The organism is Agrobacterium sp. El2ro-1b, assembly GCF_048298475.1.
Classification (GTDB): domain Bacteria; phylum Pseudomonadota; class Alphaproteobacteria; order Rhizobiales; family Rhizobiaceae; genus Agrobacterium; species Agrobacterium fabrum.
On sequence record NZ_CP103458.1, the window covers coordinates 2,459,948 to 2,479,906 of the forward strand.

Consider the following 19,959-nt stretch of genomic DNA (forward strand, 5'->3'; position numbering starts at 1 on the left):
GCGCGGGCGTGCCTCTGCCTCAGTTCATGCTCATGGCCGAAAGCCATTCATCGATCCAGGCCTTGCGGTTCTTCGCCACCTCTTCGGGATCCATCAGGAAGGTCTTCTGCGGCACGACAAGTTTGGAAAATGCCTCGGGCAAGGGCGCCGACGTTGCCGCAACCGGCATCATCCAGTTGTTTTCGGGAATGGCATCCTGAAAACCTGATGTCAGCGTGAAAGCCAGGAACTGCTTTGCCAGCTCCTTGTGTGGCGCGTTTTTGAGAAGGCCGGACACTTCGATCTGGATGTAATGCCCTTCGGAAAAGGCCGCAGCCTGATAACGGTCCGACTTTTCGGCGACCATGTGATAGGCGGGCGAGGTGGTGTAGGAGAGCACCATCGGCACCTCTCCCTTGGTGAACAGGCCATAGGATTCCGACCAGCCCGGCGTGACGGTGAGAATGCGCTTTCTGAGCTTTGCCCAGGCCTCCGGCGCCTTGTCGCCATAAACTGACTTTACCCACAAAAGCAGGCCAAGCCCAGGCGTGGAGGTACGCGGGTCCTGAATGGCGATCTTCTGCGCAGGGTCGCCTTCCACCAGTTCTTTAAGGCTCGTCGGCGGGTTTTTCACCGTCTGCGTGTCATAGATGACAGCGAAATGCCCATAATCATAGGGTACGAAAACATCGTCCTTGTAACCGCCCGGCACCTTGGCCGCCGATGCATCGATGCCGCTGGCGTCAAAAAGGCCGGTCTGTTTGGCTTCCGCGACAAGATTGGTGTCGAGCCCGACCACGACGTCCGCCTTGGAACCGCTGCCCTCAAGTTTCAGACGATTGAGCAGCGCCACGCCATCCGCGACACCGACAAAATTGACCGTGCAGCCGCAAACCTTCTCGAAGGCTTCCTTTACCTTGGGGCCGGGGCCCCATTCGGAAGCGAAGCTTTCATAGGTGTAGACGGTCAGTTCCGGCTTGTCCTGCGCCGCGGCGAAACCGGGCAGAAACAGCGAAGCGGCAATGACGGAATTCAGGAAAAGACGACGGCGCACGGGTATCTCCTCAAAAAACGAGAAGGAATAGCCGCTTGCCTTTAAGCCGTCTAATCCCTCCGCCGGTATGAACCGGATCAGGTTCTTCGGGTTGGCAAGCCTCTCAGCCTTCTGCACAAAAGCACAGAAGACACCCCGTTAGATCAAGATGATGGTTTAGTCCCGTCGTCGGTGATTGGCAAGATGGGCGAGATCAGCCCTGTCCCGTCATATGCACCAGTTCCCAGACGTGACTGTCGGGATCCTGAAAGCTGCCGGCATACATAAAGCCATGGTCCTGAACCGGCTTCCAGCTGCTACCGCCGGAGGCAAGCGCGGTTGCGATCATCCCGTCGATTTCCTCCCGGCTCCCGGCGGAAAGGCAGGTCAGAACCTCGGTACTCTGCTTGGCATCGGCGATATCGCCGTTGATGAAATCGCGAAACCGTTCCTCCTGAAGAAGCATCACGAAAATGTTCTCCTCCACGATCATGCAGAGCGTGCGGTCGTCGGAATATTCCGGATTGAAACTGAAACCGAGGGCCGTGAAGAAGCTTTTCGACACTTCGATATTCTTGACCGGCAGATTGACAAAAATCATGCGCATTTTCAGATCTCCTCCAAACGAGCGGGTCATAGAACGGCAATTCGGCTTGTCTGTCAAAGGCCGAGCCAGGATTGCGCGAACGCGGAGTGCCTGACTTCAGCTCTCCAGTTCCTCGCGCAGCATCTCCAGTTCCAGCCATTCCTCTTCCATGGTCTCCAGCTTTTCGCGCAGCTTTTCCATTTCCTGCGCCAGCTTGTTGAAAGTGACCTGATCCTTGGCAAAGAGTTGCGGGTCAGCCATGCGCTGTTCGCGTTTTGCGATCTCTTCCTGGGTCTTTTCCATTTCCTTCGGAAGGTTTTCGAGAGCGAATTTCTGCTTGAAGGAGAGTTTGCCCTTGGCCTTCGCAGGCTCCTGCGACGGCGAGGCTGAGGATATGGCCTTGGCCTTTTCCTGCCTTTCGACCTTGCGTTTTTCGTCCGCCGCACCCTTGCGCTGCGCCATCATGTCCGAATAACCGCCCGCATATTCGATCCAGCGCCCATCCGGCTGATCGGGATTGGCAGGTGCGATGGTGGAGGTGACGGTACGGTCGAGAAAATCACGATCGTGGCTGACGAGAATGACCGTGCCGGAAAAACCGGCAACGATCTCCTGCAACAAATCGAGCGTTTCAATATCGAGATCGTTTGTCGGTTCGTCGAGGATCAGAAGATTGGTCGGCCGTGCCAGAATGCGCGCCAGGATAAGGCGGGCGCGCTCCCCACCGGAAAGATTGCGGATGGGCGTGCGGGCCTGCTCAGGCTGGAACAGGAAGTCCTTCATATAGCCAGTGACATGCTTCACTTCGCCATTAACGAGGAGATTGTCACCACGCCCGTCGGTCAGATAATGCGCGAGAGTTTCGTTGGGATTGAGATCCTCGCGCTTCTGGTCGAGCGTGGCGATCTCCAGATTGGTGCCGAGCTTCACCGTGCCGCTATCGGGCTCAAGCTCGCCCGTCAGCATCTTCAGAAGCGTCGTCTTGCCCGCACCGTTCGGCCCGACGAGGCCGATGCAATCGCCACGATGAACCCTGAGCGAGAACGGCGCCACGATCACGCGCTCACCATAAACCTTGGTGATGGCGTCGGCCTCGATGACCAGTTTGCCTGATTCCCGCCCTTCCGTGACGGTCGCCTGCACGGAACCCTGCGGCCCCTTGTGGCCGCGATAGTCCGCACGCATGGCCTGAAGCTCGCCGACGCGGCGCATGTTGCGCTTGCGCCTTGCGGTCACGCCGTAGCGCATCCAGTGTTCTTCGCGCTCGATGGCCTTGCCGAGCTTGTGCTGTTCCAGTTCTTCCTCTTCCAGCACCTTGTCGCGCCATTCCTCGAAATGGGCAAAGCCGCGATTGAGACGGCGCGACTGACCGCGATCGAGCCAAACGGTAGAGGTCGAGACCTTTTCGAGAAAACGCCGGTCGTGCGAGATCAGCACCAGCGCACTGCGCGTCTGCTGCAACTCGCCTTCCAGCCATTCGATCGTGGGTAGGTCCAGATGGTTGGTCGGCTCGTCCAGCATCAGAATATCGGGTTCCGGCGCCATCACGCGGGCGAGCGCCACACGGCGCGCTTCGCCGCCTGAAAGGCTTTCCGGATTTTCCTGCCCGGTAAGACCCAGATGCTCGAGAAGATAGGTCACGCGATAGGGATCGTCGCCCGGTCCGAGCCCCGATTCCGCATAGGCCTGAACGGTGGCGTAACCGGCAAAATCCGGTGCCTGTTCCAGATAACGAATGGTGGCGGCGGGGTGCCGGAAAACCTCGCCCGATTGTGCCTCGACCAGACCGGCAGCGATCTTCATCAGCGTGGATTTGCCCGAGCCATTACGTCCGACAAGGCAGATGCGGTCACCGGGCTCCACCTGGAGGTTGGCACCGTCGAGCAGCGGGGTCACGCCGAAGGTCAGCTTGATATCGTCGAGTTTCAGAATTGGGGGTGCCAAGGCGTCAGGCTCCGGTCAGGTCATAGGGGCGGGCGAGCACGATGGCCTTGCCGCTTTTCAGCGAGAAATGCACAGGGCCGCCATTCGCGACATTGGAAATAGTGCGGGAGGAACCGAAAGCAAGCGCGAAATCATTGAGCGGATAACGCACATTACCGATATCGAGCCCCTCAAGGGTGGTGAAGCCGGCAACCGAGAACAGCGATCCGCCCGGCAGATCAATGGAGAGCGAACCGGCAAGCAGCGGCCTCGCCTCTTCTTCACCCGAGGTCAGCGTCACCTCGAAACCACGCTCCGCCAGCGCCACCGCATAAAGAAGGTGCTGAAGCGCATGGTCGCTTCGCGCGCCGCCGAGCGCTCCCACCAGCAACAGCGAATGCGCGCCACGCGACAGTGCCTCGGACACCGCGATCTCACCATCCGTCACGGCCTTTGCGGCCGGATAGGGTTGCCGCGTCACATCCGGCCAGGCATCGAGAAGCTCTTGGCTGGCGGAATCGAAATCCCCGACCCACAGTTCGGGCGTGAGACCAAGCGGTGCGGCATGGCGCATGCCGCCATCGGCCGCAATCACACGGCTATTGACGACCGCCTGTTTCAGACGATCGGTCACCGCGACATCGCCGCCAAGCAGAATGGTGAAGCGCTCTTTATTCATGCCCTGCCTTACCGCACCTCAGCCGAAAATGGAAAGCCGAAACCCCGATGAAATCAGCCTATATTGATTTTCGCCGGCTTCAGGATTATGAAACGCCTCAGTGGTGATTTGCCGACCGGCTTGCAGCCACTTTAAAGAAGTCGCTAAAGGGTCGAGGAAAAGGGCAATTTCCTGGGACCGGCCGCGATTTCGCTGCCGGTTTTTTTGTTTTCGCAACGTTCTTTACGTGATCCGGAAAAGAGAGTTCGACATGCCAATCAAGATTCCCGATACGCTTCCCGCCTTTGAGACCCTCGTTCATGAGGGTGTGCGGGTCATGACCGAAACGGCGGCCATCCGGCAGGATATTCGCCCGCTCCAGATCGGGCTTCTGAACCTCATGCCGAACAAGATCAAGACGGAAATCCAGATGGCACGTCTTGTTGGCGCCTCGCCGCTGCAGGTGGAATTGTCGCTCATCCGCATCGGCGGTCACCGCGCCAAGAATACGCCGGAAGAACATCTCCTCTCCTTCTACCAGACCTGGGAAGAGGTCCGTCACCGCAAGTTCGACGGCTTCATCATCACCGGCGCACCGATCGAACTGCTAGATTATGAAGACGTGACCTACTGGAACGAGATGCAGCAGATTTTCGAATGGACGCAGACCAACGTCCATTCGACCCTGAATGTCTGCTGGGGCGCAATGGCCGCCATCTACCATTTCCACGGGGTGCCGAAATACGAGTTGAAGGAAAAGGCTTTCGGGGTTTATCGCCACCGCAACCTTAGCCCCTCATCGATTTACCTTAACGGTTTTTCAGACGATTTTCAGGTTCCAGTGTCGCGTTGGACGGAAGTGCGCCGCGCCGATATCGAAAAACACCCCGAGCTGGAAATCCTGATGGAGTCCGACGAGATGGGCGTGTGCCTGGCGCATGAGAAAGCCGGAAATCGGCTCTATATGTTTAACCACGTTGAATATGATTCCACTTCGCTTGCGGATGAATATTTCCGTGATGTGAACTCCGGTGTCCCCATCAAGCTGCCTCATGATTATTTTCCGCACAATGATCCAGAGCTTGCCCCGCTGAACCGCTGGCGCAGCCACGCCCATCTGTTTTTCGGAAACTGGATCAACGAGATATACCAGACGACGCCTTATGACCCCCAAGCCATCGGGAAACTGGCCGCGTAAACTACAGGATTGCGAATTGCCGGAAAATGACGCAACGTCCGCCCGGCAATTCGCGATACCAGGGAGAATGACAAGATGAGCGACGGTGCGGCACGAGAAGATTTCGGTTTCACGGCGACCGGCGAAAAGGTCGAACGCGTCACTATCTCGAAAGACGGTTTGACGGCGAAAGTCATCACCTGGGGCGCTGTTATCCAGGATCTGCGGCTTGACGGCCACCAGGCCCCGCTGGTGCTCGGCTTCGACAAATTCGAGGATTACAAATACTCCTCCTATTTCGGCGCCACGCCCGGCCGCAACGCCAATCGCATCGGCAATGGCAAGTTCGCAATCGATGGGCACGACTATCAGCTGGAACTGAACGAAAAGGGCGTGACCCATCTGCATGGCGGCAGCGACGGCATGGGCAAGCGCAACTGGATGCTGATGGAACACGGCGAAAGCCACGCCGTCCTGCAAATCATCGATCCCGATGGACGCGCCGGTTATCCCGGCAATTGCACGGTCACGGCTACCTATACGATCCGCGATGGCGGCGTGCTTTCGGTTGTTTATGAAACGGTGACCGACCAGCCGACCATCGCCAATGTGTGCCAGCACTCCTATTTCAACCTCGACGGCGCGGATACCGCACTTGGCCATGAGATCAGCATCGCCGCTGACTTTTACCTGCCGACCAACGAACAGCAGATACCGACCGGCGAAATCCGCTCCGTCGAAGGCACCGTCTTCGACCTGCGCCACCCGACGCCAATGCGGCGCAAGGAGAATGGCGAACAGGTTCTCTACGACCACAATTTCTGCCTTTCGCCCGAGCGTCGCGCCAAGCGCAAGGTCGCCCGCGCCTATTCACCTGCCTCCGATATTGCCCTTGAAGTCCACACGACAGAGCCCGGTGTGCAGTTCTATTCAGCCTTCAAGCTCGACGTTCCCGTTCCGGGCCTCGATGGCCGCCACTATGGCCCCTTCGCCGGTTTCTGCCTTGAAACGCAGATTTGGCCCGATGCCGTCAATCACCCGGATTTTCCGCACGCCATCCTGCGGCCGGGCGAAATGCTGCGTCAGGAAACGGATTATATTTTCAGGAAGGGCTGAGGCAGAGGGCCGGGATCAGTCAAGCACACAGGATCAGTCCAGCACGCAGCCGACATAGCCGCCCGAGGCGCGGGCCCGACGCTCGATAAGGCCGGCCAGCCGCTGCAGGCCGCGCCCGGGTTTGCTCGCAACCCGGTCAATCGGATTGGGCAGGGAGACGGCCAGCAACGCCGCCTGACGCGAGCTGAGCTTGGCGGCCGGTATCTTGAAATGATGCTGGGCGGCCGCCTCGATACCGTAAATGCCCGGCCCCCATTCGGCGACGTTGAGATAGATCTCCATCATCCGCTTTTTCGACCAGACGAAATCAGCCGCGATTGCCAGCGGCAATTCCAGTCCCTTGCGCAGGAATGAGCGTCCGTTCCATAAAAACAGGTTCTTGGCCGTCTGCATCGGAATGGTGCTGGCACCGCGGGTGGAGGCCCCATCCAGTGCATTGCTGACCACGGACTGCATCTGGTTCCAGTCCACGCCGCCGTGGAAACAGAATTGCCCATCCTCGGACATCATCACGGATTGCACGAGGCGCGGCGAAATATCCTCGAGCGGCACCCAGCGCCTGTCATAACCCTGGAGCGTCACGAGATCGGCAAGCATCAGCGTTGAAACAGGCCGGATGAACGGCAACGCATAAACCGGGATCAGCAAATAAGGCAGGATCAGCAAAGCCAGCAAGGTCATGATGATGCGCTTTGCCAACGTGCGAAAATCCACCTTCGGACTGCTCCGGTCTTCCGCCAGCACGGCGTATTCTGCGTCGCTTTCAGGCGTACTGCTCAATATCCGTCCCCGCGCCCACGCCAATTGAAGCCTTTCATAGTCCATTGCCGTCTTCAAGGCGAGTCCGGTCACACCGTTGCGACCCAGGAATCACGAAAAGGTTTGCCTGCATTCGTCCGGCATGCCAAAGAGCGCGCATGGACGCTCAGATGACGAATTTCGAAACGCGGCTGCGCGAAAACGCGGCGAAAACCGAAGCGCTGCTTGGCCACCTGCTTTCCGGCAAGGCGCGCGCGGACGAGATCACACGCCCGCAAAACCTGCTAGAGGCCATGCGCCATGGCGTGCTGAACGGCGGCAAACGCCTGCGGCCTTTTCTTGTCATCGAGAGTGTCGCCCTTCTGGGCGGAGATGCCGAAGCCGGCCTCCACGTCGGCGCAGCACTCGAATGCCTCCATTGTTATTCGCTTGTCCATGACGATCTGCCAGCCATGGACGACGACGACCTGCGCCGTGGCCAGCCGACCGTGCACCGCAAATTCGACGAGGCGACCGCCATCCTCGCCGGTGACAGCCTGCTGACGCTTGCTTTCGACATTATCGCCTCGGATGACAATCCGCTGGCGGCCGAGCGCAAGGCCGCCCTCGTTCTGTCGCTTGCGCGTGCCGCCGGTATTGGTGGCATGGCTGGCGGGCAGGCCCTTGATCTCGCTGCCGAAAAGAAAGCGCCCGACGAGGATGGCATTATTACATTGCAGGCTATGAAAACCGGTGCCTTGCTGCGTTTCGCCTGTGGGGCCGGCGCGATCATTGCCGGCAGCAATCAAGCCGAAAGGCAGCGACTGCGCCTCTTCGGCGAAAAGATTGGCCTTTCCTTCCAGCTTGCCGACGATCTTCTGGATCTGACCGCCGATGCCGCCACCATGGGCAAGGCGACCGGCAAGGATGCCGCACGCGGCAAGGGCACGCTGGTGGCCTTACGCGGCGAAGCATGGGCACGCGAAAAGCTTCAGGAGCAGGTGGCGGAAGCCAGCGAACTCCTCGCCCCCTACGGCGAAAAGGCCGCGATTCTCATCGCGGCCGCAAGATTCATCGCCGAACGGAAAAGCTGAGCGGATACCTCTCAGCTTTTCATCATCCAATCAGCCCTTGAGCGGCGAAATCAGCACTTCGACGCGGCGGTTCTGGGCACGGCCATCCGACGAGGCATTCGAAGCAATCGGCTGAGACGGGCCGAAGCCGAGCGTCGAAATACGGCGCTGGTCGACGCCGCGTGCACCGAGATAATTGGCGACAGAGGCAGCACGACGCTCGGAGAGCGCCTGGTTATGCTGCAGGCTGCCGGTCGAATCGGTGTGGCCGTTGATGTCGATCAGAGTGCGGTCGAACTTGTTCAGTACGATGGCGACAGAATCGAGCGTCTGGTAGAACGGCGGAATGACCTGGTCCTGATCCGTGGCAAAGGTGATGTTGGACGGCATGTTGAGAACGATGCTGTCGCCGCGGCGGGTCACCGAAACACCGGTTCCCTGAAGCTGGGCGCGAAGCTCGGCTTCCTGTCCGTCCATGTAGTTGCCGATGGCGCCGCCAGCGAGAGCACCGATGCCCGCACCGATCAGCGCGGCGTTGCGGCGACCAACCGGCGAGCCGCCGACAGCCAGACCACCGAGAGCACCAACGACGGCGCCGATGCCGGCACCGCCCGCCGTGTTCGACATCTTCTGCTCACCCGTATAGGGATCAGTGGTGGTGCAGGCGGAAAGATAGGTGCCGCAAAGGACGACGATCGCGATTTTTTTGATCATTTTTCTGGATGCTCCGAGAGGTTCAGGAGGTATGACAGTGGAATTCAGGCCGTTGCAACTTACGCATTACTCCGCCGCATCTTTCTGGCCAAAACGCTTTTTGATGTAGTCGATCACAAGCGCTTCAAAATCGGCGGCGATGTTGGGACCACGCAGGGTGAGAGCCTTTTCGCCATCGATGAAAACAGGTGCAGCCGGGCTTTCGCCGGTTCCGGGCAGTGAAATGCCGATATCGGCATGTTTGCTTTCACCGGGGCCGTTGACGATGCAGCCCATGACGGCGACGTTGAGCGCCTCGACCCCTGGATATTTCTCACGCCAGATCGGCATGTTCTTGCGAATGTCGTTCTGGATGTTCTGCGCCAGTTCCTGAAATACCGTGGACGTGGTGCGCCCGCAGCCGGGACATGCCGCAACAACAGGAATGAACTGCCGAAAGCCCATGACCTGCAGCAGTTCCTGCGCCACCTGCACCTCGCGGGTGCGGTCGCCATTCGGCTCAGGCGTCAGCGAAACGCGGATCGTATCGCCAATGCCATGCTGCAGCACGTAACCCATGGCAGCTGACGAAGCGACGATGCCCTTCGAACCCATGCCCGCCTCGGTCAAGCCCAAATGCAGGGCGTGATTGGATCGTTCCGACAGCATCGAATAAACGGCGATCAGGTCCTGCACCTGACTGACCTTGGCCGACAGGATGATGCGGTTGCGCGGCAGGCCGATCTCTTCGGCAAGCTCGGCGGAAATCAGTGCCGACTGAACGATGGCTTCCCGCGTAACCTGACGGGCGGAGAGCGGAAAACCCTGCTCCTTGTTTTTGTCCATCAGCGTCGTCAGCAGTTCCTGATCGAGCGACCCCCAGTTGACGCCGATGCGGACGGGCTTGTCATAACGGATCGCCATTTCGACGATCTCGCCGAACTGCTTATCCTTCTTGTCCTTGAAACCGACATTGCCGGGATTGATGCGGTATTTGGCCAGCGCTTCCGCACAGGCCGGATGATCGGCCAGAAGCTTATGGCCGATATAGTGAAAATCACCGATCAGCGGCACATCCATGCCAAGTCGTAGCAGCCGCTCGCGGATTTTCGGCACGGCGGCAGCACTTTCGTCTCGGTCGACGGTAATGCGCACCATTTCCGAACCGGCCTGGAAAAGTGCCGCCACTTGGCGGACGGTGGCGTCGATGTCAGCCGTATCGGTATTGGTCATCGACTGCACCACGACGGGTGCACCGCCTCCCACGATAACGCCGCCTACGTCGACAGCGACGGATGCGCGGCGGGGCTTCGGGTCGTAATCGGCAGGTGAATTCATGGCGGTCTCTGGAGCTTGCGGCAAGGTCTTGCAATTGAGGTGAAACAAGGGGGCTTGCTTGTCAACACCCAACGCGCTGGAGCTTCTACTTTACCGCAATCATGGCAAAATTCGAGACGCCTATTCCTTGCCCGCACCATCCGCATGGCGGGCGAGCCGCGAAAGCAGCAAAACCACCACATGCAGCAGAGGCAGCGCCATGAAGACACTGGCAAGGCCGGTATGTTCGGCAATGAAGCCGATGGCGGACGGTGCCACCAAGATACCGGAGTAACCCATGGTGGTAACGACCGAAAGGCCGATTCCCGGTGCCAGCCCCGGCATATTGCCTGCGGCCGAAAAGGCGATGGGCACCATGTTGGAAATGCCTATGCCGGCAATCGCAAAGCCAATGATGGCGATGGTGGAGTTGCCCGCAACACCGGCAATGATGAGGCCGATGATCGACATGGCCGAGCAGAACCGTAGGGTCGTCACAGCGCCAAAGCGGTCACGCACCAGGTCACCGGCAAAACGCATCGCCGCCATAGTCATGGAAAAGGCTGCGAAGGCAAAACCGGACTGCGATACGGAAGCGCCGAGTTCATTGCGCAGATAAAGCGCACCCCAGTCGAGAATGGCCCCTTCCGGGATCATCGAGAACAGCGCCATCAGGCCGATGATCCAGGGCAGTGGCGTCAGCGGCAGGCCACCTTTCGGGCGCTCCTCCTCAGGGTGCGGACGGTCCGCCAGAACCCGCGGCCACGCAATGACCAGAAGCACGAGCGCGATGACGGTAAGTGCAATCGCGTGACCCTGCACACCGATGGCGGTGATGAGGTAACCGCCGAGACCGGCCCCGATGAGGCCACCGAGGCTCCAGAAGGCATGACAGGACGACATGATCGCCCGACGCATATCGCGCTCCACCGCCACGGCATTGGCATTCATCGCGACATCCATCGCACCCGTCAGCCCGCCAAACAGGAAGACCGCAATCACCCCTGCCCAGACGGTGCCGGCCCAGGAAATGAAAAGCAATGTGGGCAGAAAGATCGCGGCGGTGACGAGGCTCACCGTACGCGAGCCGAAACGGGCGATCTGCGACCCGGCAATCGGCATGAAAACCAGCGAACCGATACCGAAAACCAGAATGATCAGGCCGAGCGCACTTTCGCTGAGGGACAGGCGTGCGGCAAACTCCGGAATCTTGGGCGCCCATGACCCCATCATGAAGCCGTTCATCAAAAACAGCAGCGAAACGCCAAGCCTGTGCCGCGTCAGATAGGATGAGCGTGTGCCTGTCGGCGAAAATGTCGTGGGGCCATTCATCGGCAATATCCTTCAGACTTGACCATAAGAAAACGGGGCAGCGTCATCTTCGCCGCAATAGACGTCTACGCCTTGTGCCGAAAGCGACTCGACCAAGGCACGGTCGGCATCCCGTTCCAGCACGAGGCAAAGTGGTGGGGAAAAATCATGGACGTGGAAAGCGGCCTTGTGGCCGAGCTTTTCCGTGGTGATGGCGGCGATCACCCGCTGGCTGGCACTACAGGCAAGCCGCTTGAACACCGCATCTTCGAAAACATCCGCCGAAAGGCCCGTCTCCGCCGCAACGCCGCAAACACCGAGGACGCACAGATCTGGCCGCATCAGTTCAAGCTGTCGAAGCGCCATGGCATCAATCGCCGCACCAACGGCAGGATCGACCTTGCCGCCAATCAGCACCAGATCGATATCGGCCCGCCCCGTCAGCTCGGCGGCTATGGCGGGCGTATTCGTCACTACGGTCAGATTGAGCCCGGCCGGTATCGCTCGTGCAATGGCAAGATTGGTCGACCCGGCATCGATGAAAACCACCATGCCCGGTTCAATGAGCGGAACGACGGCGCGCGCCAGCATGGCCTTGCGGTCAGCATCCTCGGTAATCCGCGTTTTGAGCGGCACCGTCGTGCTGTCGGAAAGCAGCGCTCCGCCATAAACGCGAAGGCATTCCCCCCGCGCCGCCATCTCGCGCAGGTCGCGGCGCACCGTGTCTTCGGAAACGCCGAAATTGTGGGCCAGATCCTGCGCCAGCACACGGCCGCTTTGCCGCAACTGCGCCAGGATGAGCGCCTGCCGCTCACTGACGAAATGATCACTCATTAGGACTCATGCATAAACAAGAATAAACGTGCACGAACATGCATAATCAAGTTTCTGCCAGCGCGCAATAAAAAACGCCCGCCGGGAAGGCGGGCGTCTGTAACTCTATTGGCGATGAGCTACGCCGTTATTCAGCGTAGGAGATCAACAGGTCCTTGGCATCGATCTGGTCACCGGGCTTCACCAGAACTTCAGTGATCTTGCCGTCGCGTTCGGCATGCAGCGCCGTTTCCATCTTCATGGCCTCGATGGAGAGCAGCACGTCGCCGGCCTTGACCTCCTGACCTTGGTTGATGAAGACGCGGCTGATGACACCAGGCATCGGCGCGCCGATATGGGACGCATTGCCGGGTTCTGCCTTGCGGCGCACCGCAGAGCCGGAGGCACCATGGGCGCGATCCGGCACCTTGATGCGGCGCGGCTGGCCGTTGATCTCGAAGAACACCGTCACCATGCCCTTATCGTCAATGCCGGACGAAGCCTGATTGACGATGACGAGCGTCTTGCCGCGCTCGATATCCGCAAACAGCTCTTCACCATCCTCCATGCCGTAGAAATAGGCATGGGTGGGCAGCACGGAGACCGGGCCGTAGGTCTCGGCGGTCAGCGCGAAGTCGGTGAACACCTTCGGATACATCAGATAGGAGGCAAACTCGAAGTCATCGACCTTACGCTCCAGCTTGGTCTCGATCACCTGCCGTTCGGCATCGAGATCGGCATCTTCCAGAAGCGAACCCGGACGAACCGTGTAAGGCTTTTCACCCTTCAGCGCCTTCTTCTGCAGCGCTTCCGGCCAGCCACCCGGCGATTGGCCAAGATCGCCCTTCAGCATGGAGACGACAGAGTCCGGGAAGGAAACCTCCTTATCCGGGTTTTCGACATCGGCCACCGTCAGATCCTGGCTGACCATCATCAGCGCCATGTCGCCGACGACCTTGGAGGACGGCGTCACCTTGACGATATCGCCGAACATCCTGTTGGCATCGGCATAGGCCTGCGCCACCTCATGCCAGCGGCTTTCGAGACCCAGCGAACGGGCCTGTTCCTTGAGGTTGGTGAACTGGCCGCCCGGCATTTCATGCAGATAGACTTCCGAGGCAGGCCCTTTGAGGTCGCTCTCGAACGCCGCATATTGATTGCGCACGGCTTCCCAATAGAAGGAAATGCGGCGAATCCATTCGGTATCGAGACCCGTATCGCGTTCCGATCCGGAGAGTGCTTCCACGATCGAGCCGAGGCAGGGCTGCGACGTATTGCCCGAGAAGGCATCCATCGCGGCATCGACGGCGTCGACGCCGGCATCCACCGCCGCAAGAACGGTCGCGGCGGAAATACCCGATGTATCGTGGGTATGGAAGTGGATCGGCAGACCGGTCGCCTCGCGCAACGCCTTGAACAGAACCTTGGCGGCAGCCGGTTTCAGCAGGCCCGCCATATCCTTGACGGCGATGATATGGGCGCCGGCCTTTTCCAGCTCGATCGCGAGGTTGGTATAATATTTGAGATCATATTTCGGACGTGCCGAATTCAGGAGATCGCCGGTGTAGCAGATGGTTGCCTCGCAGAGCTTGTTCTCCTCGGCAATAGCATCCATCGACACCCGCATATTCTCCACCCAGTTCAGGCAGTCGAACACGCGGAAAAGATCGACGCCGCCCCTTGCGGCCTGACGGACAAAATACTTCACGACATTATCGGGATAGTTCTTGTAACCGACGCCGTTGGCACCACGCAGAAGCATCTGCAACAGCAGGTTCGGCGCACCTTCGCGGATGAGCGACAGGCGCTCCCACGGGTCTTCCGTCAGGAAGCGCATGGAAACGTCGAAGGTCGCACCACCCCAGCATTCCAGCGACAGAAGCTGCGGCAGCGCCTTGGAATAAACGCTGGCAACGCGGGCGATATCATGGGTACGGACGCGGGTGGCCAACAGCGACTGATGTCCGTCGCGCATGGTCGTATCCGTGACCAGCACGCGCTTTTCGTTGCGCATCCAGTCGGCAAAGCCCTTCGGGCCGAGCGTGTCCAGCAATTGCTTGGTGCCATCAGGCGTCGGCGCATCGATATAGGGCACGATGGGCTTTGCGGCCTTTTCCGCAGGCTTCGCACGACCCTTGGTTTCCGGGTGACCGTTGACGGTCACATCGGCCAGATAGGTCAGAAGCTTGGTGGCGCGGTCCTGACGCTTGACCTGCGCGAACAGCTCCGGCGTCGAATCGATGAAGCGCGTCGTATAGGTGTTGTTGCGGAAACTGTCGTGACCGATGATGGCTTCGAGGAAGGTGAGGTTGGTCGCAACGCCGCGGATACGGAATTCGCGTAGCGCTCGATCCATGCGGCTGATCGCTTCATCCGGCTGCGGCGCCCAGGCCGTGACCTTGACGAGCAGCGGATCGTAATAACGGGTGATGACGGCGCCGGTATAGGACGTGCCGCCATCCAGACGGATGCCGAAACCGGAAGCCGAGCGATAGGCGGTGATGCGGCCATAATCCGGGATGAAATTGTGCTCCGGGTCTTCCGTCGTGATGCGGCACTGAAGCGCGTGACCGTTGAGGCGGATATCCTCCTGGCGCGGAACGCCGGATTCCGCCGTGCCGATGGCAGCACCTTCGAGAATATGGATCTGCGCCTTGACGATGTCGATGCCGGTCACGACTTCGGTGACGGTATGCTCCACCTGGATACGCGGATTGACCTCGATAAAGTAAAATTTGCCGGTATCGGCATCCATCAGATATTCGACAGTGCCGGCACCGATATAGTTGGTCGCGGCTGCGATCTTAAGGGAATAGGCGGCCAGTTCCTGGCGCTGCGCTTCGGAGAGATACGGTGCGGGCGCGCGCTCGACCACCTTTTGATTGCGTCGCTGGATAGAACAATCGCGCTCGAACAGATGCACGACATTGCCATGCGTATCGCCGAGAATCTGGCTCTCGACATGGCGGGCGCGCTCGACGAGCTTTTCCAGATAAACTTCGTCCTTGCCGAAGGCGGCCTTCGCCTCGCGCTTGGCTTCAGTCACCTCACGGGCGAGGTCTTCCTTTTTGCGAATGGCGCGCATGCCGCGGCCACCACCGCCCCAGGAGGCCTTCAGCATAACGGGATAACCGATTTCATCGGCCATGCGCTCCACTTCCGCTATATCGTCAGGCAGCGGATTGGTGGCGGGAACAACGGGGACATCAACCGAAATCGCCAGATTGCGGGCGGCGACCTTGTTACCGAGCTGGCGCATCGTATCCGGCGTCGGGCCGATGAAGGTGATGCCTGCCTTTTTGCAGGCCTCCACGAATTCAGGGCTTTCGGACAGAAGACCATAACCGGGATGGATCGCATCCGCTCCGGAGAGCTTGGCCACGCGGATAACCTCCTCGATCGAAAGATAGCTCTCGATCGGTCCCATATCCTTGGCGAGATGCGGACCTCTGCCGACCTGATAGGATTCGTCCGCCTTGAAGCGGTGCAAAGACAGCTTGTCCTCTTCCGCCCAAATCGCAACGGTTTTGATCCCAAGCTCGTTCGCTGCCCGGAAAACGCGGATCGCAATTTCGGATCGGTTGGCAACAAGTATTTTCGATATCTTCAAGACGGTCTCCCCACACGCCAAAACAGAATTCTGCTGCACTGCGGAATAAAGCAGCAAAACCAAGTCTTGGAAAGGGCAATTCCGGCGAGAACTGTCCTGTTTGCGCTAGCTCAACAGACCGTGGCGAAAAGCAAGCGCTACGGTGTGCTGCCGGTTCTTGGCACTGAAACGACGTTGGATTCCGTTGATGTACCAATCGACAGTGTGGTTTGAGATCGATAGCTGGCGTCCGATTTCGGTGGAGGTCATGCCATCCGCCATCAGCGCCAGCACCTCCATTTCGCGTCGCGTGAGTTCGAGGGCGGAAACGTCAGGGGCGTTGCTGAAGCCATGGGCCTGCCCGGAAAGATCGAGCAGCCGCCAGAAGACGGCGCGGGTGGCCGCATCGAGGAGTTCTACGTGCAAGGAGGGCAATTGCCGATCCGGGCCACCAATGAAGACCGCACCGATGAATCCCGCGCGGCCATGCACGGGAAAGGCATAACCGCCCTGAAGGCCGTATCGCCCGGCATCGTGAAAAAACACGCTTGCCCTTTTGCGATGCATTGCACGCGGCAGGCCCTCAAGCGCTTCTTTCCACTGAAACGGCTTGTGCACCATGCCGATCACCTTGCGAACGGGATCAACGAGATTGTATTTCTTGGCCCTGTAAACCTCCAGCCAGCCATCAGGAAGATGCTCTGCGAGAATCTGGCCGGCATTGGCAAGTTCGCCGGTCATGCGTCTGCTGACGAGAAAATACTCGAAGCCATATTCGCGAATGAGCTTGGCAAATTCGGAGCGAACGCGGTCGGCGCTTCCTGCCTGAGAGCACGCAGAGATGAAATGAAGAATATCATGCATAAAGACACGGGGTCCGGGCTTGGCTTGAAGGGATGACACGAGGACAAGGTCCCGCGATGACGTCATGTTACTCGGGCGCCGGTCGGTTCAGATTGAACATATCGTCGTTAGCAATCCCTGAAACGAAGATGCGAAATCTTGTGGTGGCAGGCCCCCGGGAAACATCGGGTTCAGTTTTTTCGGTTCGCACGGGCGGCCAATTTGTTAAGCCGCCATTCAGACAGAAAGAGCGATAATTACACAAATTTCGCCGTCTCATGCAACCTTGCTAAAGTGGCATTGCGTTGAGGCCGAACAATCAACCGCTTGAAAAGACGCTCGGACTGGATTGAAAATTTGACCTTGTTTCAGGTTTACACACGCGCTCTGCGCTATCTGACCGTTCATAAATGGCGTGTAGCCGTTGTCGTCATCGCCAACGTCATTCTTGCAGCGATCACCATCGCCGAACCGGTGCTGTTCGGCCGTATCATTGACGCCATTTCCTCCGGCACCAATGTCACGCCCATTCTCATCCTGTGGGCGGGTTTCGGCGTCTTTAATACCGTCGCTTATGTCGCGGTCGCCCGCGAGGCAGACCGTCTGGCCCATGGCCGGCGCGCGACGCTGCTCACGGAAGCCTTCGGGCGCATCATCTCGATGCCGCTCTCCTGGCACCATCTGCGCGGCACGTCCAATGCCCTGCACACACTGCTGCGCGCCAGCGAAACGCTGTTCGGCCTGTGGCTGGAATTCATGCGCACGCATCTTGCCACCTTCGTGGCGCTGATGCTGCTCATCCCGACTGCCATGTCCATGGACCTGCGCCTGAGCTTCGTGCTGATCGGCCTTGGTATCGTCTACTGGTTCATCGGCAAGTGGGTGATGGGTCGCACCAAAGACGGCCAGGCTTCGGTCGAGGAGCATTATCACAGCGTTTTTGCCCATGTCAGCGATTCCATCAGCAACGTGTCGGTACTGCACAGCTACAACCGCATCGAGGCTGAAACGAAAGCGCTGAAATCCTTCACCGAAAAGCTGCTGAGCGCGCAATATCCGGTACTCGACTGGTGGGCCTTCGCCAGTGCGCTGAACCGCACGGCCTCCACCGTTTCGATGATGATCATCCTCGTCATCGGTACCGTGCTGGTGAAGAACGGCGAATTGCGCGTGGGTGACGTCATCGCCTTCATCGGCTTCGCCAATCTCCTGATCGGCCGTCTGGACCAGATGCGCCAATTCGTGACGCAGATTTTCGAAGCCCGCGCCAAGCTCGAAGACTTCTTCGTACTGGAAGATTCGGTCAAGGAACGGGAAGAGCCGGGCGACGCCCGCGAGTTGTCGAATGTCTCCGGCACCGTCGAGTTCCGCAACGTCAATTTCGGTTTCGCCAACACCAAGCAGGGCGTTCACGACGTCTCGTTCACGGCCAAGGCCGGCGAGACCATCGCGATCGTCGGACCGACCGGTGCCGGCAAGACCACGCTGATCAACCTTCTCCAGCGTGTCTACGACCCTGATTCTGGCCAGATTCTGATCGACGGCACAGATATTTCAACGGTCACGAAAAACTCGCTGCGCAACTCCATCGCGACAGTGTTCCAGGATGCCGGCCTGCTGAACCGCTCCATCCGCGAAAACATCCGCCTCGGCCGTGAAACGGCCACCGACGCGGAAGTCGTGGAAGCAGCAGCAGCAGCGGCGGCAACGGATTTCATCGACAGCCGCATCAACGGCTACCTGACCCAGGTGGGCGAGCGCGGTAACCGCCTCTCCGGCGGTGAGCGCCAGCGTATCGCCATTGCCCGTGCGATCCTGAAGAACGCGCCTATTCTGGTTCTTGACGAGGCGACCAGTGCGCTGGACGTGGAAACCGAGGCCCGCGTGAAGGCCGCCGTGGACGCTCTTCGAAAGAACCGCACGACCTTCATCATCGCTCACCGCCTTTCAACGGTCCGCGACGCCGATCTCGTCCTGTTCCTCGATCAGGGCCGGGTCATCGAGAAGGGCACGTTCGATGAGCTGACCCAGCGCGGCGGTCGCTTCACCTCGCTGCTGCGCACCAGCGGCCTGCTGACGGAAGACGAAAGCCAGCAGCCGCGACCGAAGGCCATAGCCTCCTGAGACCTTGGCCGAGGCAACAAAGATAAGGGCGGGCAGCATTGTCCGCCCTTTTTCTTTGCGCGCCCTACGAAACTCTCGGACGTGGCGCAGAGGTCCTTCAATCAAGCAGGTAACCGCGTCGAAAGATGCCTTCCTCAGTCGGATGCACCATCTCCAGCCGGCAAAGAATGCGCCGCCCACTCGTTTTCAGGAATTTCCGCTCCGACCGAGAATTCGAAAGAAACGACCGTTTCCAGGTCCGGCGTAACGTCACATCTGAACCTGATATTGTACCAGTGTTGTTTGCTCCGAAGGGCCGCCCCATTCGCAAGGAGTGTGAGGCCGGACAACTTGGTGTCCTTCATAGCATAAGCGACGACGAAATCGGGCTGAAAGCTGGGATTCCATCTGTACACTTGCTCCATCGCTTCAACATTACAGAGCTGAATAACACGATCGTCCGTGGTGAGTTGCCTTAGCGCGACCAACGCCGCCTTGCTCCGCGGATCTGCCAGTAGTTTGGCGGAAAACAGCTCTTTGGGTCGAACCATTACATCGGGTTCCGGCGCGACTTTTGAAGCCTCGACTACCCCCTGCGTCTCAACCAATGTTGATGGCAGATCGGGTATAACCTCCTTTTGTGGGACAGAAGACGGTCGCGTGGTTGACGGCTCCCTGAGAATTTCGACTGCAATGCTTTGTTCCAACGGCGGCGGCAAAGTTTTTTTTATCAGAAGGGGAGCAAATGCGATTACCGCCGCCAGATGAAGCATGAGGGAGACCGCGACGCTGCCCCATCCTACACCAGGGTTCCGTCGACTACTTTTTTCCATCATCAACGAAGTGACCACCCGAATAGTCTATCGTGCCATTCAACCACTTTGCAGCACTTCACCACATCTGCGGCACTATTCCTGATGCTTCCAGTTCACACATGATCCAAACGTAACTGCTGCTTTTGGCTTCACGCTATCACTTTCCGACACCCATCGCGATCTAGCTTAGCC

General features: G+C 59.0%; 16 protein-coding genes and 2 riboswitches. Of the genes, 4 read left to right on the forward strand and 12 right to left on the reverse strand.

The window, feature by feature from the left end; genetic code table 11:
- Positions 1 to 19 precede the first annotated feature (19 nt).
- The 4 genes from thiB to NYR50_RS12140 all read right to left on the reverse strand — a co-directional run bounded on the left by thiB (position 20) and on the right by NYR50_RS12140 (position 4,200).
- Positions 20 to 1,033: a thiamine ABC transporter substrate binding subunit gene (gene thiB, locus NYR50_RS12125; protein WP_418136105.1), complete on the reverse strand. Its 1,014-nt coding sequence runs from the start codon at positions 1,031 to 1,033 to the stop codon at positions 20 to 22.
- 37 nt (positions 1,034 to 1,070) lie between these two features.
- Positions 1,071 to 1,181: riboswitch (TPP riboswitch) on the reverse strand.
- 45 nt (positions 1,182 to 1,226) lie between these two features.
- Positions 1,227 to 1,619, reverse strand: coding sequence for a VOC family protein (locus NYR50_RS12130; protein ID WP_418136106.1), 393 nt, complete (start codon positions 1,617 to 1,619; stop codon positions 1,227 to 1,229).
- A gap of 96 nt (positions 1,620 to 1,715) precedes the next feature.
- Positions 1,716 to 3,542, reverse strand: coding sequence for an ABC-F family ATP-binding cassette domain-containing protein (locus NYR50_RS12135; protein WP_418136107.1), 1,827 nt, complete (start codon positions 3,540 to 3,542; stop codon positions 1,716 to 1,718).
- Between the two features lie 4 nt (positions 3,543 to 3,546).
- The gene (locus tag NYR50_RS12140) at positions 3,547 to 4,200 is read right to left on the reverse strand and encodes a thiamine diphosphokinase (RefSeq protein ID WP_092771903.1); all 654 of its coding nucleotides are present in this window, start codon (positions 4,198 to 4,200) and stop codon (positions 3,547 to 3,549) included.
- A 90-nt stretch (positions 4,201 to 4,290) separates the two neighbouring features.
- Positions 4,291 to 4,367, forward strand: a riboswitch (SAM riboswitch).
- 83 nt (positions 4,368 to 4,450) lie between these two features.
- Here NYR50_RS12140 and metA point away from each other — a divergent pair.
- A complete protein-coding gene (gene metA / locus NYR50_RS12145) occupies positions 4,451 to 5,377 on the forward strand; it encodes a homoserine O-acetyltransferase MetA (protein WP_010972516.1) in 927 nt (308 codons plus the stop codon).
- Positions 5,378 to 5,452: 75 nt separating this feature from the next.
- A complete protein-coding gene (locus NYR50_RS12150; protein WP_418136108.1) occupies positions 5,453 to 6,472 on the forward strand; it encodes an aldose epimerase family protein in 1,020 nt (339 codons plus the stop codon).
- Positions 6,473 to 6,505: 33 nt separating this feature from the next.
- Here NYR50_RS12150 and mtgA read toward each other — a convergent pair whose 3' ends face one another.
- The gene (gene mtgA / locus NYR50_RS12155) at positions 6,506 to 7,153 is read right to left on the reverse strand and encodes a monofunctional biosynthetic peptidoglycan transglycosylase (protein WP_370363052.1); all 648 of its coding nucleotides are present in this window, start codon (positions 7,151 to 7,153) and stop codon (positions 6,506 to 6,508) included.
- A gap of 236 nt (positions 7,154 to 7,389) precedes the next feature.
- On the opposite strand from mtgA, the gene NYR50_RS12160 reads away from it, so the two are divergent.
- Positions 7,390 to 8,304 carry a polyprenyl synthetase family protein gene (locus tag NYR50_RS12160; RefSeq protein WP_418136109.1) on the forward strand — a complete coding sequence of 305 codons (915 nt, stop codon included), beginning with the start codon at positions 7,390 to 7,392 and terminating at the stop codon, positions 8,302 to 8,304.
- Between the two features lie 30 nt (positions 8,305 to 8,334).
- Here NYR50_RS12160 and NYR50_RS12165 read toward each other — a convergent pair whose 3' ends face one another.
- From NYR50_RS12165 to NYR50_RS12190, 6 genes are all read right to left on the reverse strand, one after another.
- Positions 8,335 to 8,997 (reverse strand): OmpA family protein, encoded by a 663-nt coding sequence (locus tag NYR50_RS12165; protein ID WP_418136110.1) that lies wholly within the window; start codon positions 8,995 to 8,997, stop codon positions 8,335 to 8,337.
- A gap of 66 nt (positions 8,998 to 9,063) precedes the next feature.
- Positions 9,064 to 10,314: a flavodoxin-dependent (E)-4-hydroxy-3-methylbut-2-enyl-diphosphate synthase gene (ispG, locus tag NYR50_RS12170; RefSeq protein WP_418136111.1), complete on the reverse strand. Its 1,251-nt coding sequence runs from the start codon at positions 10,312 to 10,314 to the stop codon at positions 9,064 to 9,066.
- Between the two features lie 120 nt (positions 10,315 to 10,434).
- Entirely contained in the window at positions 10,435 to 11,625 is a 1,191-nt protein-coding gene (locus NYR50_RS12175; RefSeq protein ID WP_306018037.1) for an MFS transporter, read from the reverse strand.
- Between the two features lie 12 nt (positions 11,626 to 11,637).
- Positions 11,638 to 12,438 carry a DeoR/GlpR family DNA-binding transcription regulator gene (locus NYR50_RS12180; protein ID WP_418136112.1) on the reverse strand — a complete coding sequence of 267 codons (801 nt, stop codon included), beginning with the start codon at positions 12,436 to 12,438 and terminating at the stop codon, positions 11,638 to 11,640.
- Between the two features lie 127 nt (positions 12,439 to 12,565).
- The gene (gene pyc / locus NYR50_RS12185; protein WP_418136113.1) at positions 12,566 to 16,027 is read right to left on the reverse strand and encodes a pyruvate carboxylase; all 3,462 of its coding nucleotides are present in this window, start codon (positions 16,025 to 16,027) and stop codon (positions 12,566 to 12,568) included.
- A 105-nt stretch (positions 16,028 to 16,132) separates the two neighbouring features.
- Positions 16,133 to 16,870 (reverse strand): helix-turn-helix transcriptional regulator, encoded by a 738-nt coding sequence (locus NYR50_RS12190; RefSeq protein WP_418136114.1) that lies wholly within the window; start codon positions 16,868 to 16,870, stop codon positions 16,133 to 16,135.
- 336 nt (positions 16,871 to 17,206) lie between these two features.
- On the opposite strand from NYR50_RS12190, the gene NYR50_RS12195 reads away from it, so the two are divergent.
- Positions 17,207 to 18,973: a glucan ABC transporter ATP-binding protein/ permease gene (locus NYR50_RS12195; protein WP_174009460.1), complete on the forward strand. Its 1,767-nt coding sequence runs from the start codon at positions 17,207 to 17,209 to the stop codon at positions 18,971 to 18,973.
- Between the two features lie 134 nt (positions 18,974 to 19,107).
- Here the strand turns inward: NYR50_RS12195 and NYR50_RS12200 are convergent, their stop codons facing one another.
- Positions 19,108 to 19,788 carry a DUF930 domain-containing protein gene (locus NYR50_RS12200; RefSeq protein WP_258114272.1) on the reverse strand — a complete coding sequence of 227 codons (681 nt, stop codon included), beginning with the start codon at positions 19,786 to 19,788 and terminating at the stop codon, positions 19,108 to 19,110.
- Between the last annotated feature and the right edge of the window lie 171 nt (positions 19,789 to 19,959).

Excerpts from the sequence above, each read along its gene's own strand:
- NYR50_RS12130 (WP_418136106.1), bottom strand. The coding sequence starts at position 1,619 with ATGCGCATGATTTTTGTCAATCTGCCGGTCAAGAATATCGAAGTGTCG.
- NYR50_RS12140 (WP_092771903.1), bottom strand. The coding sequence starts at position 4,200 with ATGAATAAAGAGCGCTTCACCATTCTGCTTGGCGGCGATGTCGCGGTG.
- metA (WP_010972516.1), top strand. The coding sequence starts at position 4,451 with ATGCCAATCAAGATTCCCGATACGCTTCCCGCCTTTGAGACCCTCGTT.
- NYR50_RS12150 (WP_418136108.1), top strand. The coding sequence starts at position 5,453 with ATGAGCGACGGTGCGGCACGAGAAGATTTCGGTTTCACGGCGACCGGC.
- mtgA (WP_370363052.1), bottom strand. The coding sequence starts at position 7,153 with ATGACCTTGCTGGCTTTGCTGATCCTGCCTTATTTGCTGATCCCGGTT.
- NYR50_RS12160 (WP_418136109.1), top strand. The coding sequence starts at position 7,390 with ATGGACGCTCAGATGACGAATTTCGAAACGCGGCTGCGCGAAAACGCG.
- NYR50_RS12165 (WP_418136110.1), bottom strand. The coding sequence starts at position 8,997 with ATGATCAAAAAAATCGCGATCGTCGTCCTTTGCGGCACCTATCTTTCC.
- ispG (WP_418136111.1), bottom strand. The coding sequence starts at position 10,314 with ATGAATTCACCTGCCGATTACGACCCGAAGCCCCGCCGCGCATCCGTC.
- NYR50_RS12175 (WP_306018037.1), bottom strand. The coding sequence starts at position 11,625 with ATGAATGGCCCCACGACATTTTCGCCGACAGGCACACGCTCATCCTAT.
- NYR50_RS12180 (WP_418136112.1), bottom strand. The coding sequence starts at position 12,438 with ATGAGTGATCATTTCGTCAGTGAGCGGCAGGCGCTCATCCTGGCGCAG.
- NYR50_RS12190 (WP_418136114.1), bottom strand. The coding sequence starts at position 16,870 with ATGCATGATATTCTTCATTTCATCTCTGCGTGCTCTCAGGCAGGAAGC.
- NYR50_RS12200 (WP_258114272.1), bottom strand. The coding sequence starts at position 19,788 with ATGATGGAAAAAAGTAGTCGACGGAACCCTGGTGTAGGATGGGGCAGC.